This is a genomic window from Aureicoccus marinus (assembly GCF_002954325.1).
Taxonomy (GTDB): domain Bacteria; phylum Bacteroidota; class Bacteroidia; order Flavobacteriales; family Flavobacteriaceae; genus Aureicoccus; species Aureicoccus marinus.
Genome location: NZ_MQVX01000001.1, coordinates 1,905,662 through 1,918,002 on the forward strand (window position 1 = coordinate 1,905,662; position 12,341 = coordinate 1,918,002).

The window sequence follows — 12,341 nt, forward strand, 5'->3', positions numbered from 1 at the left end:
TACGGGTGGCCTTTAAGAACTAGAATTTCACTTTAGAGGTTATTTTGAAATCTCCCCCAGATTCTACTTGGGCTCCAACTTCACCACCTTTAATCCAACCCAACTCGAACCGCTGTTCTAGTTCTTCAATTTCGAAATACCGCATCAACTCGGCTTCTTTCTCACAATTATCCATTACTCAATGTTTATTGGTTCTCCCACTTTAAAGGCAGCGGGAATGACCTTTAACCTACTTTCCTAAACAAAGACCGGAAAGCCAAGGATGCGCAATAAAGGAACCAAACATCCAGATTCAACATACGTGCTCCCCATCCAATCATCCCATTCGGAATAGTCAAAATATTTCATGTATTCAGATTTAAATTCGAGACGAATCTAAACGAGGTCCCTGCAACTCACATGCAGATCGACAATACGGTTGAGGAATTCCTGAACCCTCCAAAAAGCTCTGTCATTTCATCCTCATTCATGATCTGGACAGATATATTAACCTGAAATCGGAAGTACTCCTGGTAGAAATAGGTTTTACGACTACGGTCGTAACGAATGAGTGCCTTGAAGTCCTTGAGCTGTTCAATGAGGTGATAAACGAGTCTTTCGCTAATATGCAACCGGCGGGCTAATTCACCGGGGGAACCTGTGCACTCGTCCTCGATTAAAGAATGTAGTTGCTGTAAGCGCTCTAAATTTTTAATGCTGTTCATATAGACGTGATTAGGGTAGATAAATCAAACGACAAGAGACCTGAAGGCCAATTGCCGTTTATTACTTCCTAAATCTATCTAGATGTGAAGATTAGTTCAAATTGGAATGACGTTTATTTATAAAAGACCGTACTCTTTACAAATTCAGAAAAAATTAACCGGAAACTACTCCTCTTCTACTTCTTCAAGGGCATTCCATACCTTGATCTTGTCTTCTTTGGAAAGACCTTCGGTTACCTGAACAAAAATACCATCACTCAACCCGAGTTTAATCTCTCTGCGCTGGAATTGCTGCTCCCCCTTTTCGACTTCTACGAAGGGTTCTTTGGATTCCTTATCATACTGCACCAGCCCTTCTTTGATGGCGAGGACACTATCCGCTCTGGCCAGAATAATGGAGGCATTGGCGCTAAGACCTGCTCGAATAAACACGGTATCTGCCTTGCTCAAGGTTCCTTTAATTTCGAATTGTATGGCGCCATTCTCTTCTACTCCTTTGGGTGCAATATAGTCCAAAACCGCATCGAATACCGTGTTTTCAATTGCCCCAACAGTGATCTCTAAAGGAAGATCCTCTTCGATTCGCCCAACCTCAGATTCGTCCACCTTTCCTTCAAAGATCATCTTCTCTACATCTGCTACTGATGCTATGGTTGTACCCTCGTTGAAGTTATTGCTCTCGATCACCTGGTTACCCACCTCAACTGGAACATCCAATACCATGCCGCTCACCGTTGATCGAATCAGGGTATTGGCCACATTGCCAAAGCCTCGTGTTGTTCCTGTCTTAACAATATCGTACCGCTCATTTGCCGCTCTGTAGGCCTGTTGAGCCTGTTGAAAAGAGAGTTGAGCCCGCTCCCAGTCCGCCTGAGACACCACACCTTTGTCAAACAACCCTTTCTGGCGATCATAATTACGTTTAGCATCATTCAAGCTAATCTTGGCGTTATCAATACCGTTTTTCGCATCGTTCAGCGCATTGAGGTTGGGCACTACTTTAATTTTAGCAATAAGATCCCCAGACTTTACAAAGTCACCTCCTTCAACATAGACCTCTTCAATTACCCCAGAAATATTCGGTTTAATCAATACTTCTTCTAAAGGAATGATTTTTCCTGTAGCCATCGATTTTTTAAGGATCGTCTTAGTCTCTGCGGTGGCCGTTTCATACGTAACAGGATCCTCGGAGTTCTTTTGGTATAGGTAATACAAAGATCCCCCGAACAAGGCGACGATGACAATAAGGATGAGTAATGTGACAAATTTTTTCATGGCTCAAGTGATTGATGATTGTTCTATTGATTGATGGATTATTTATTCGCTTCTCAGGGCTTCTATAGGTTTTACTTTTATGGCACTATTGGCCGGGATAAATCCAGCCAGCAATCCTGAAATAATAAGGATTACGAGGGCTCCCACCACAGATCCCAAATCGACAGAGGGGGCCAAAAACATATCTACAGGGCCAGAGGCGTCCAGGGCCATATTAATGGCGAAAATGATAAGAGTCCCAAAGACCACCCCAGCCATACCCGAAATGATGGTCAAGAAAATAGACTCCATGATGATCTGCATTTTTATCGAAAAGGGTGACTCCCCTAAAGCACGACGAATACCGATTTCTTTGGTGCGTTCCTTAACGACAATCAGCATGATATTACTGACACCAATTACACCCGAAAGCAAGACCAAGGTCCCAACCACAATCGCAATCCAGCGCATGGCTCCAAAAAGGTTTTCCACTCGACTGTACTCCTGAAAGAGATCGAAGTTTCCCACAGCCCGATGATCCTTTGGGTTGATGCGGTGATTCTTTTTAATAATGTTTAAAATCTTCGGAGTTAGAGAGGTTATTGAACTCCCATCTTTAGCAGTTATCGCCATCCATCCTACCCGATCTCCGCGATTATAAGCTTGAGAAAAAGTAGTGAAGGGAATAAAAATCTGCTTACTGGCATTTTGGTTCCCCCCATTTCCGTTTCGATCCTTGTACGTTCCAACGACCAAAAAGTTCACCCCATTAATCTTAACATACTCCCCTAAAGGCTCTTCATCCGTTTCAAATAAATCGGTAACAACGCCATCTCCCAAGATGGCCACCTTACGCTTTTGATCCAAATCGGGTTGGTTTAAAAAACGTCCCGAAGTGATTGCCATTGAATTCTGATCCGAAATATTCGGGGTATCGCCAAAAATCCGATAGCCCCCGGCTTTGATTCCGTAGACTACGTTATTGATTCCCCGACTGCCCATGGCATTTCGAGGCGAAACAAACCTCAATTGAGGAATTTCTTCTTCAATAAGACGAACATCCTCGAGATTAAAACTGTAGTTCCTTCCTTTAGGTAAACCGTCGTACTCCATAGTGGTGGTCTGCGTCCAAACAAAGACGGTATTGGTCGCTACCCCACTAAAATCCTGTTTAACCCCATTTTCAAGGCCCTTACCGGCCGCCAACAACAGAAGGAGTATAAATATTCCCCAAAACACCCCAAACGCCGTCAACAGCGTTCTGAAGATGTTGGTGGTCAACACCTCTAAGATTTCTTTCCAACGGTCCCGATTAAACATAGCTTTCTATTCGTCTCTTAATGCGTCAATGGTATGAATATGCGCTGCTCTCCAGGCCGGAAAAAATCCAGCCAGGGCGCCTGCTAAGATCAATACGCTCACCATGGTAAGCGCTAAGGTAAAATCGACGGAGGGGTTCTTTACGTAGTCAATTTCAATTTGAGGTCCGAGAAACTCCAACAGGCCCATACTCAAAATAAAGCCTGTAAAACCTGAGATAGCCGTTACAAAAATGGCTTCTTGAAGAATCATGCCCACAATGCTAATGGGGCGTGCCCCCATCGCCTTTCGAATACCTATTTCTCGGGTTCGCTCCTTAACGACAATCAGCATGATGTTACTGACCCCGACTACTCCAGCGATAATAGTACAGATGCCCACAAACCAGAAGAAGAGTTTGATGTTGTCCATCAGGCTGTAATAGCGGCTTGCCTGTTCAATATCGTTACCGAAATAGATGGCCCGCTCATCGTCTGGTGAAATTTCATGCACTTGATAGAGGTAGTCCTTGAGGTTGGCAATAAAGGATTTTGAAGCCGCAACGGTTTCATCTAAATTGCCTTTATCTGGCAGTAGGAAGGTGAGGTTTCGGATGCGATCCCCTCCGTTATACGCCAATTGGGCAGTAGAAAGTGGGATGAATATACGCTCTTCTTCGCTCTCGGAAGTTCCTCGCTCTCCGTACACACCGACAACAGTGAACATAACCCCAGAAATACTGATCTGTTGCCCAATAGGGGTTTCGACCTCGGAAAAGATTTCACGCTTGATTTTATTACTGACAATGGCCACCTTGGCAAAACTATCCAGGTCTTTTTGATTCAAATAGCGGCCTTCCGACATGAATTCGTTTTCGATGTCCTGAAGATCACCAGTTGTACCAATGACCTCATAGACGATCGGGTCATTCTTGTACAAGAGTTGTGTATTCGGAGGGAAAAAGAAGGTAGAAGCTCTGTCGAAGTCATCGTCTAAATTCTCATGAACATAGTTCAGGTCTGCATTGCGAAATTGGATTCTGCGGTTGGGATTGAGCCCATTATGAGCCAGGCTTGTTCTTCCAGGCCAAACCCAAATACTGGTGGCGGCATCCCCTTTGAATTCTTCGGCAATGCCATTGCGCATACCGTTGCCAAAACCGAGAAGAATTACCAAAATAAATATCCCGGAAGAGACAGATACTCCCGTCAAAAAAGTCCGCAAACGGTTCTTGCGGATGGTATCAAATATTTCTTGCCAGCGTTCTAGGTCAAACATATGGTTAGTTGTACAACTAATGTAATACCCCCTATAGACAACAGAAAGCCGGAAATGTTACAGTTTTGCTAAGATTTTGCGGAAGACATATTCTTTTTTCGGAAGCGACTAAAATAGACCGCCACTGCAATCCCAAACAAGATATAAGGGATCGACATCAAATAAACAATTCCGTTGTTGATTCCCTCTGCCTGGCTCTGGTCATCAGCGCTTTCTAAAGCCGCTCGACACATGGCGCATTGGGCCTCAGCTGTTTCGGGAAACAGAATCAAAATAGCGACTATAGCAAAAAGAACTCTTCTCTTAAGCATAGTAAGGCGAGATCATCAGGTAAACAATAACTCCAGTGATGGCGACGTACAACCAGACCGGAAAGGTAATCTTGGCCCATTTGCGGTGCTCCTCAAATTGCTTCAGGTAAGCCTTGGCATAGGTGCGCAACACCAAGGGTATAACGATGATCGAAAGAGCAATGTGGCTAATGAGAATAAAGAAGTACACATAACGCATCGTACCTTCCCCTCCATAGGGCGTAGATTCGGATGTCATGTGATAAGCCACATACATGACCAAAAACAATAGAGACAAAGCGATACAAGTCGTATTGAGTCGCTCGTGCAACTTCACGTTCTTGTTTTTGATCGCAATCAAGGAAGCGATCAGAAGTACCGCGGTAAGCCCATTAATACTTGCGTAGATAGGCGGCAAAAAAGAAAGGGGCTCCACATTGGGCAACTTCACTCCAAACAAGATAGCGACCACCAAAGGCACAGCGATGGATACAATTGTAATCAAGCGGTTAAACTTTTTTTCCTTTAATTGAATTTCGGTACTCATTTTCTTACTGTTTTCTTTCTTTTAGCAACTCCTTAATGTCTTCTCTGAGCAAACTGATCTGCTCGGTCTCGCCTTGGCTGTTGGCTCCTTGTTCCTCAGTAATCGCTCCCCTGTAGTAGATCATGGGGTTGCCGTACTCATCCTTACGGCTGCGGATATATCCTTCTGTATCGATCAAGGCAAAAAGACCAGAATGCTCAAATCCACCCGCCACTTCTTCATCTTCCCGAGCGTACATATAAAACCCCTGTTGGGCCAGTTCGTGAATTTGTATGGGATCTCCGGTCAAAAAATGCCATCCGGCCTGAGCCTTATATCGAGCGGCGTAATCGCGAAGCACACTTGGCTGGTCATAGCGGGAATTAATACTGATCGAAACAAAGTCCACTTCATCTTTAAATTCCTTTTGTAATGTGGCTATGTTTTGACTCATCACCAGGCAGATCGTTGGGCAGGTGGTAAAGAAAAAATCCAAAACCACAATCTTCCCTTTTAAATCTTCCGATGAAAAGGCACTGCTGTCTTGGTCGATCAGATTGAAGCTCGGGATAGTTCTGCGTGAGCCGTTCTGCTCGACATAGGTAAGTCCTTGTACGGTTTGCACAGCCATAGCCCCAAGCCGATCCTGCTCGACCACTTCTCCATTTTGTAAACGATCCACAATCGAAGGGATGACGATAATCCCGAAAACGAAGATCACGGCAGACACCCAGATGTAGGTGTACTTTTTTTTACTGTTCGACGAGGTACTCATTGTTCTTTTTTAAAGCCAATCTGTACTCTGCGAGGATCACTTTTACATCATCCTCCATTTTGTTGTTCAAATCGGCCACAGAGCGCGTATCAAAGCCGTATTTGGTGCCTTGGTCTTCATCATCATTTCGGCCTCGTAAATTGAGTTTCTTGTCAATGATGTAGACAAAGGGGGTACTCAAGTCATCCTCCAACGGAAGGGGTGATTTAAGACTGCTGTAAAACTGCTTAATCTCATCCTTAGAAGCGAAAGCAAAATGCCAGGCCACAGGATCAGACAGCTCCCCGACTTCCTTTTTAAGGCCTTCGGCGTAGGCTTCCGTTCCTTCCGGCATGACCATCAGCATCTGAAAATCCTTGAACTCATAAAAACGCTTGTAGATCTTTTGATTTAGGTTGAACAAGTTCCCCTTCATTTTGCTCGGATCTTCTCCTAAAAAGCCAAGAATCGTGATTCTGTCGGTGAGTTGTTGTTCGCTGTCGATGGATTGGATTTCTTGCACTCCCTCCGTCAGAACAGGGAGTTTTCCAAATTGATTTACCCCGGAGGCAAAGAAGAGATAGGCCACCAGAGGAAGCACAAAAAGTGCAACTAAAACAAAGCCTTTTTTCATCAGGAATTTTGTTTACAAAAATAAAGAAAGGCGGCCTTTCGGCCGCCTTTTCATGTATGTTTTACAATCTTCTTAGAAGTTCCAGGCAAGGAATCCTTCCTTGAAGACGGTGTAGATGTAATCTGCTTCCATCAAAAGGATGGCTACCAAGTAGACTACCAAAAAGATAGGCGTCCAAACCACCGCTCTGCGCAAAGAGCTCTTTTCGTCTCTCATGTGCATGAAATCCCAAGTAATATAGTATGCCTTTACCAGGGTCAAGATGATGAACACCCAGTTCAATCTTTTCATCCCCAAGAAGTATTCCTTGGCCAAAAACTCTGGCTTGGCGATACCCAACCATACTTCCACAGCGGTTACCAGGGTTAAGAAAATCAGTACTCCCCAGATTTTCTGGACATTGGACTTGAACTTTACAAGACCTCTAAATATCTCTAATTTATGCTCGTGCGCCATCGATCAAGAATATGTTTATTATACCAAGTAGAAGAAGGTGAATACAAAGACCCAAACAAGGTCAACAAAGTGCCAGTACAAACCGACCTTTTCAACCATTTCGTAGTGTCCTCTTTTCTCGTAAGTCCCCAACAGAACGTTGAAGAAAATGATGATGTTGATCATTACCCCTGAGAATACGTGGAATCCGTGGAACCCAGTGATAAAGAAGAAGAAATCAGCAAACAAGCGACTTCCGTATTCGTTGCGAATCAAGTTAGCCCCTTCCACTACGCGAACGGCTCCTTTGATTCGTTCCAAAGATTCAGCGCGATTCAAAATCGTCTTTTCGCCTTCCGCATTGATCTGCTCTGTGCGGATCAACAGATTCGGCGTCGCCTGGAATCCAGCGACAACCTCGACCAGACTATGAGAAGGAAGGGCTTCACCGTCGTAAAACCAAATCCCGTTTTGTCTTTCGTGGTTAACACGTTCAGAGGCAATAGTGGTGGCAAACTCTCCGATTGCTACCCGTTTGTTATCTGCACTGGCGTCAACGAACTGCAGGATACGCCCTCCTTTGGTCTCTAGTGCTCCGTAATCACCTTTGATAAAGGTCGCCCATTCCCAGGCCTGAGAACCGACGAAGATGGCACCACCGATAATGGTGAGGAACATATACAGAACGACTTTACTTTTCTTCATGTTATGACCTGCATCCACGGCTAATACCATGGTTACAGAAGACATGATGAGGATAAAGGTCATGAAGGCCACATAGTACATTGGGCGATCCACACCGTCATGCAAAAAAGGAACGTGGGTAAAAACTTCATCAGCAATAGGCCAGGTTTCGATAAACTTAAAACGCGAAAAGCCATAGGCCGCCAAAAATCCAGAAAAGGTCAAGGCATCAGATACGATGAAAAACCACATCATCAACTTTCCATAGCTAGCTCCAAGTGGCTGATTTCCACCACCCCAAACGCTACCTTCAGTGCCTGTGCTTACGGATGTATCCATAGATCTTTATCTCTTTTTAGTAAAATCTTGACAAATGTAAGGGATTGCACCAGATTCCAAAAGGAAAACTGTTCCTCCCTAACGCCCTTTTACTGGAAAAAATACATGAACAAGTACAAATACAACCAGAGACCTCCCAAAAAGTGCCAAAATATGGCTCCCAAAGAGAATCCCAAGTGGCGTTCGCTCGTGTATTTTCCCAAGTATTGATTGACCGTTACCCAACCCAAAGAAATCAATCCAGCCACCACGTGAACGATGTGCGCCACCGCAATCACATAGATAAAAGACGATTTAATATTGGCGGTATCTCCTGTCAAATAATTTCCGTCTTGTATCAGGGATTTAAAGCCTTCAAACTGAATAAAAATAAAGGCGATCCCCAGCACCAAAGTAATACCCAACAAAAGAAGGGTCTTTTGGCCGTCGTTTGCTTTTAGAAAGCGACCCGCTAGAATATAAGTCACACTGCTCAAGGCAATGATAAGAAGTCCGTACAAGAAGGCGTCAGGCAGTTGAATACTGCTCATCCAATCCTCCCTTTTTTGGCTCACCAGATAGGCCGAAGTCAATCCTGCAAAGCCCATAAAAAGACTAAACAGAAGAACGACTACCATCATTTTTTTGGAGCGTTCTGTCTTTTGTTTGACTGAACCTTCAGTCAAATCCATCTGCCGTGGTTTCATATCCATTTGTCAACAACATATATCACTTGCAGAATGCTGATGTAAAATACACTCCACAACATTAATTTTCGAGCACTGGGGTTATCTCTCTTCTCATACAGGCGAAAAGCAGCAAAGAGCATAAGGCATCCCAAAACAAAAACAATGACCGCCGCGGGTACCGAAAGCTTCAGTGTTCCTGTGATGCCAAAAGCCGGTAATATAGAAGTAGCCATCATCCACAGTGTATAGAAAATAATCTGAAAAGTCGTTCCGGTATCTTTTTTACCTGTAGGGAGCATCTTGAAGCCTCCTCGTCGGTAATCCTCATCCAACATCCATCCCAAAGCCCAGAAATGCGGAAATTGCCAAAAAAACTGCACCATAAACAGAGTGCCTGGCTCTATACCAAAGCGTCCCGTATAAGCGACCCAACCCAACATAAAAGGAATGGCACCCGGAATAGCTCCAACGAATACTGCAAGGGGCGTCTTTGTTTTTAGAGGAGTGTATACACAAGTGTATAAGAAAACGGATAGAGTGCCAAAGAGAGCTGTCTTCGCATTTAATATGTACAGGCATACAAGGCCTGCAATGGTCAAGCCAATGGCAATCCCCAATGCCATCCCAGAAGACATACGACCCGCAGGGAGCGGACGATTCTGGGTTCTTTTCATGAGCTTGTCCAGGTCCTTTTCGATGACCTGATTGAAGGCGTTCGAAGCACCTACTAGGGCGTAACCCCCTAAGGTGAGTAGTAGAAGAGCGGTCCATTCCACCTGATCAGCAGCCAAAAGGTACCCGGCCATGGACGAAAAGACCACACTCATGGCCAAACGCACCTTGGTCAGTGCCTTGAATTCAGCCACAAACTGAGCGAATGAAAATTGATTTTGGTAATACACCGCAGACCTCATGTACAGTCACTTCTGGCGTGCAAAGATACGGGCCATTGGCTTCATTTGCAACGAAGAACAAAAAAAGGGATGCCTTTCTCACCCCTTTTCTTTCAAGTAATTTTTGAGCCCCTATTGTGGACTTTGAAAGACAATAGGAATGCTGTAAGTCACTCGTACTGACTTACCACCTTTCTTGGCCGGTTTCATCTTCGGCAGCTTGCTGATAATGCGGTAGGCTTCCTTGTCTAACGATTCCGTAGTCCCACGGCCCTGGTACTGAATCTGATCAACAATACCGTGTTCATTGATACGGAAATTTACGTACACCTTCCCTTGTGAACCGCGATCGAGATCAGCCTGAGGATACCGAAATACGCGGCGAACGTGGCGGTTCATCATCTTGTTGAAGCAGTCAAAGCGTTTGCTTTTGTCTACTTTCTCACAACCCGGGAAGACGGGTAATTCATCCAGTACTCCTGGAGCCATAACCACTGTTTCCGGTTCAGCATTGGGGTCTTCGTAATTTTCGATCTCCGAAAGATCTACCGGCTCATCTGCACAATCGGTACAGATTACCTCATCTTCTGGTCTATCTATATCGGTATCATCGGACACTTGCTTAATTTCCGCCCCCAAGCGCGTGGATTTCGGTACCACCTCGGTATAGATCACCTTCTTTTCTGGCACCCAATTTTCAGGAGGGATTTCCGTAAGATCAGCTATCGGCTCAGGAGCTTGGTATTGAAGCCCGGCGAAAGGTATTCAAAGGAGGCTTCCAGGCTCCGTACACCAACAACAGGGCTAGAATAAGGGCCAGCTGAAACCGCAAGAACCCATTTTTTCGTACATTTCTTTCCCCTCGGTCGTTGCCGCGACCGGGGGACTTGGTCTTGATTTCTTTCATTGTTTTCAATTTTATGAGTGCGCCTCAAGGAAAGGGTAAGCGCTTGTTAGTGAATTGAAAATCACAAGAAACGTACCAAAAAAAGCCCGATGGAATCCATCGGGCTTTATCTTGTATTGCAAAGTGCTTTACTGCAACTTAAATGTAATTGGAATACTAAATGGAACTTTTACTGCACGTCCACGTTGCTTACCAGGTGTCATCTTGGGAAGCTTTTTGATGATTCGCATAGCTTCCGCTTCCAAGTTCTTGTCTGGACCTCTCATTCGGATGTTTCCGATACTTCCATCCTTTTGGATAACGAATACTACGTTTACACGACCTTGAATACCCATTTCTTGAGCAATTTCAGGGTAACGGAAGTTCTTACGGATGTGCTTCATCATTTGCTCCTGGAAGCAAGCTTTTTTGTCTTTCGCCCTCTCACAACCCGGGAATACCGGTACATCTTCAATTACAGCAAAAGGAACACTGATATCTTCTTCAACCTCAGCCACTTCTACATCTTCGATTTCCATAACCTCTTCTTCCTGGCTGGTCTCGGTAGACTCGATAACCGTTTCTTCAACCTCTTCCTCATCTTCTACAACCTCGATGACTTCGGGCGCAGCTGGTGGTGGCGGTGGTGGCGGGGTTTTGATTTGCTCGGTCATTGGAACCTCTTCGTCCAATTGATCCTCGATATTCATGGAGATATCATACCCCTCGTTCTTGTCGTATTTTTTCCATTCCAAGGCAGTCCATACACCTAGCATTACAACCGCAAGACCTAGTACAAAGTACAGGCCGCTATTTCTGTTAATGTCTGCTTTGGGATTCTTCTTGAGTTCCATGTGCAATTATTTAATGTTCGCTAATTTAATATTTAATTCCAAACAGCTTTACTTTGAACGCGTTTTTAACGTCCAAATTTTATCTTTACTCCACAAGGTGAAAAAGGCACCGAAGATTGCTCCTACGCTATTTGCCAGAACATCCTCCCATTCTGCTGTTCGATCTGCCGTAAAACAGTATTGAAAAACTTCAATAACCGTACCATAAAGGCTTGCTAAAAAAGCCAAAAGAATCAGGAACCTTGAAGTAATGGTAAAGGGCTCATGTTTTTCTTTCCAAGCCATGGCCCCCAAAGTAACCGCTACTGCATAAAACGTTAAGTGAACCAACTTATCAATAGGCAGGTCCACAAGACGCTCTGTTTCGACCGAAATACCCGAAACAAGACTCAGGAAGGTGATCACCACCATCCATCCGATAAATAATACGGTAAAAAAGCGTGGGTTATCCGCCCACCAAAGCTTTGTACTCTTCGTCACTCATTAGGCTTTCTAGGTCGGAAGCATTGTCCACCTTTACTTTGATCATCCAGCCTTCTCCGTAAGGATCGCTGTTGACCTTTTCTGGCTCGTCTTCCAGACTTTCATTGAACTCAACGATTTCGCCACTGAGAGGCAAAAACAAATCAGAAACGGTTTTGACCGCTTCTACAGTACCAAAAACCGCATCCTTTTCAAGGGATTCGTCCAGGGTTTCTACTTCGACATAAACAATGTCTCCCAATTCGCTTTGAGCGAAATCAGTGATGCCAACGACGGCTAAATCCCCTTCCATACGCACCCATTCGTGGTCCTTCGTATACTTGAGTTCTGCAGGTATATTCATGTTAATAGTATTGATGC

General features: G+C 44.5%; 17 protein-coding genes. All 17 read right to left on the minus strand.

Annotation, left to right across the window (positions count from 1 at the left end; genetic code table 11):
• Nucleotides 1–19 precede the first annotated feature (19 nt).
• Nucleotides 20–175, minus strand: a complete 156-nt coding sequence (locus BST99_RS14360) for a hypothetical protein (RefSeq protein WP_181044193.1) — start codon at nucleotides 173–175, stop codon at nucleotides 20–22.
• Nucleotides 176–395: 220 nt separating this feature from the next.
• Nucleotides 396–704 (minus strand): helix-turn-helix domain-containing protein, encoded by a 309-nt coding sequence (locus BST99_RS08890; protein ID WP_105001488.1) that lies wholly within the window; start codon nucleotides 702–704, stop codon nucleotides 396–398.
• Nucleotides 705–869: 165 nt separating this feature from the next.
• Nucleotides 870–1,979 carry an efflux RND transporter periplasmic adaptor subunit gene (locus BST99_RS08895; RefSeq protein ID WP_105001489.1) on the minus strand — a complete coding sequence of 370 codons (1,110 nt, stop codon included), beginning with the start codon at nucleotides 1,977–1,979 and terminating at the stop codon, nucleotides 870–872.
• Nucleotides 1,980–2,021: 42 nt separating this feature from the next.
• The gene (locus tag BST99_RS08900) at nucleotides 2,022–3,278 is read right to left on the minus strand and encodes an ABC transporter permease (protein ID WP_105001490.1); all 1,257 of its coding nucleotides are present in this window, start codon (nucleotides 3,276–3,278) and stop codon (nucleotides 2,022–2,024) included.
• Nucleotides 3,279–3,284: 6 nt separating this feature from the next.
• Nucleotides 3,285–4,535, minus strand: coding sequence for an ABC transporter permease (locus BST99_RS08905; RefSeq protein ID WP_105001491.1), 1,251 nt, complete (start codon nucleotides 4,533–4,535; stop codon nucleotides 3,285–3,287).
• A 68-nt stretch (nucleotides 4,536–4,603) separates the two neighbouring features.
• Nucleotides 4,604–4,846 carry a hypothetical protein gene (locus tag BST99_RS08910; protein WP_105001492.1) on the minus strand — a complete coding sequence of 81 codons (243 nt, stop codon included), beginning with the start codon at nucleotides 4,844–4,846 and terminating at the stop codon, nucleotides 4,604–4,606.
• Complete coding sequence (locus tag BST99_RS08915; RefSeq protein WP_105001493.1) at nucleotides 4,839–5,372, minus strand: DUF420 domain-containing protein; 534 nt, start codon at nucleotides 5,370–5,372, stop codon at nucleotides 4,839–4,841. Before BST99_RS08915 ends, BST99_RS08910 begins: the two co-directional genes overlap by 8 nt.
• 4 nt (nucleotides 5,373–5,376) lie before the next feature.
• Entirely contained in the window at nucleotides 5,377–6,126 is a 750-nt protein-coding gene (locus BST99_RS08920; RefSeq protein WP_105001494.1) for an SCO family protein, read from the minus strand.
• Nucleotides 6,104–6,739, minus strand: a complete 636-nt coding sequence (locus tag BST99_RS08925) for a hypothetical protein (protein ID WP_105001495.1) — start codon at nucleotides 6,737–6,739, stop codon at nucleotides 6,104–6,106. The genes BST99_RS08920 and BST99_RS08925 overlap by 23 nt, the downstream gene beginning before the upstream one ends.
• Before the next feature lie 72 nt (nucleotides 6,740–6,811).
• The gene (locus BST99_RS08930) at nucleotides 6,812–7,195 is read right to left on the minus strand and encodes a cytochrome C oxidase subunit IV family protein (protein WP_105001496.1); all 384 of its coding nucleotides are present in this window, start codon (nucleotides 7,193–7,195) and stop codon (nucleotides 6,812–6,814) included.
• Between the two features lie 18 nt (nucleotides 7,196–7,213).
• On the minus strand, nucleotides 7,214–8,197 hold the full coding sequence (locus tag BST99_RS08935) for a cytochrome c oxidase subunit 3 (protein ID WP_105001497.1): 984 nt from the start codon (nucleotides 8,195–8,197) through the stop codon (nucleotides 7,214–7,216).
• An 89-nt stretch (nucleotides 8,198–8,286) separates the two neighbouring features.
• Nucleotides 8,287–8,868: a cytochrome c oxidase subunit 3 gene (locus BST99_RS08940; RefSeq protein ID WP_105002477.1), complete on the minus strand. Its 582-nt coding sequence runs from the start codon at nucleotides 8,866–8,868 to the stop codon at nucleotides 8,287–8,289.
• Nucleotides 8,869–8,879: 11 nt separating this feature from the next.
• A complete protein-coding gene (gene cyoE / locus BST99_RS08945) occupies nucleotides 8,880–9,779 on the minus strand; it encodes a heme o synthase (protein WP_105001498.1) in 900 nt (299 codons plus the stop codon).
• Between the two features lie 111 nt (nucleotides 9,780–9,890).
• On the minus strand, nucleotides 9,891–10,448 hold the full coding sequence (locus BST99_RS08950; RefSeq protein ID WP_105001499.1) for an energy transducer TonB: 558 nt from the start codon (nucleotides 10,446–10,448) through the stop codon (nucleotides 9,891–9,893).
• A 345-nt stretch (nucleotides 10,449–10,793) separates the two neighbouring features.
• On the minus strand, nucleotides 10,794–11,498 hold the full coding sequence (locus BST99_RS08955) for an energy transducer TonB (RefSeq protein WP_105001500.1): 705 nt from the start codon (nucleotides 11,496–11,498) through the stop codon (nucleotides 10,794–10,796).
• A 48-nt stretch (nucleotides 11,499–11,546) separates the two neighbouring features.
• Nucleotides 11,547–11,978 (minus strand): VanZ family protein, encoded by a 432-nt coding sequence (locus tag BST99_RS08960; RefSeq protein ID WP_146106253.1) that lies wholly within the window; start codon nucleotides 11,976–11,978, stop codon nucleotides 11,547–11,549.
• Nucleotides 11,944–12,324: a glycine cleavage system protein GcvH gene (gene gcvH / locus BST99_RS08965; protein WP_105001502.1), complete on the minus strand. Its 381-nt coding sequence runs from the start codon at nucleotides 12,322–12,324 to the stop codon at nucleotides 11,944–11,946. The genes BST99_RS08960 and gcvH overlap by 35 nt, the downstream gene beginning before the upstream one ends.
• Nucleotides 12,325–12,341: the final 17 nt, after the last annotated feature.

Excerpts from the sequence above, each read along its gene's own strand:
- BST99_RS14360 (WP_181044193.1), bottom strand. The coding sequence starts at position 175 with ATGGATAATTGTGAGAAAGAAGCCGAGTTGATGCGGTATTTCGAAATT.
- BST99_RS08890 (WP_105001488.1), bottom strand. The coding sequence starts at position 704 with ATGAACAGCATTAAAAATTTAGAGCGCTTACAGCAACTACATTCTTTA.
- BST99_RS08895 (WP_105001489.1), bottom strand. The coding sequence starts at position 1,979 with ATGAAAAAATTTGTCACATTACTCATCCTTATTGTCATCGTCGCCTTG.
- BST99_RS08900 (WP_105001490.1), bottom strand. The coding sequence starts at position 3,278 with ATGTTTAATCGGGACCGTTGGAAAGAAATCTTAGAGGTGTTGACCACC.
- BST99_RS08905 (WP_105001491.1), bottom strand. The coding sequence starts at position 4,535 with ATGTTTGACCTAGAACGCTGGCAAGAAATATTTGATACCATCCGCAAG.
- BST99_RS08910 (WP_105001492.1), bottom strand. The coding sequence starts at position 4,846 with ATGCTTAAGAGAAGAGTTCTTTTTGCTATAGTCGCTATTTTGATTCTG.
- BST99_RS08915 (WP_105001493.1), bottom strand. The coding sequence starts at position 5,372 with ATGAGTACCGAAATTCAATTAAAGGAAAAAAAGTTTAACCGCTTGATT.
- BST99_RS08920 (WP_105001494.1), bottom strand. The coding sequence starts at position 6,126 with ATGAGTACCTCGTCGAACAGTAAAAAAAAGTACACCTACATCTGGGTG.
- BST99_RS08925 (WP_105001495.1), bottom strand. The coding sequence starts at position 6,739 with ATGAAAAAAGGCTTTGTTTTAGTTGCACTTTTTGTGCTTCCTCTGGTG.
- BST99_RS08930 (WP_105001496.1), bottom strand. The coding sequence starts at position 7,195 with ATGGCGCACGAGCATAAATTAGAGATATTTAGAGGTCTTGTAAAGTTC.
- BST99_RS08935 (WP_105001497.1), bottom strand. The coding sequence starts at position 8,197 with ATGGATACATCCGTAAGCACAGGCACTGAAGGTAGCGTTTGGGGTGGT.
- BST99_RS08940 (WP_105002477.1), bottom strand. The coding sequence starts at position 8,868 with ATGGATTTGACTGAAGGTTCAGTCAAACAAAAGACAGAACGCTCCAAA.
- cyoE (WP_105001498.1), bottom strand. The coding sequence starts at position 9,779 with ATGAGGTCTGCGGTGTATTACCAAAATCAATTTTCATTCGCTCAGTTT.
- BST99_RS08955 (WP_105001500.1), bottom strand. The coding sequence starts at position 11,498 with ATGGAACTCAAGAAGAATCCCAAAGCAGACATTAACAGAAATAGCGGC.
- gcvH (WP_105001502.1), bottom strand. The coding sequence starts at position 12,324 with ATGAATATACCTGCAGAACTCAAGTATACGAAGGACCACGAATGGGTG.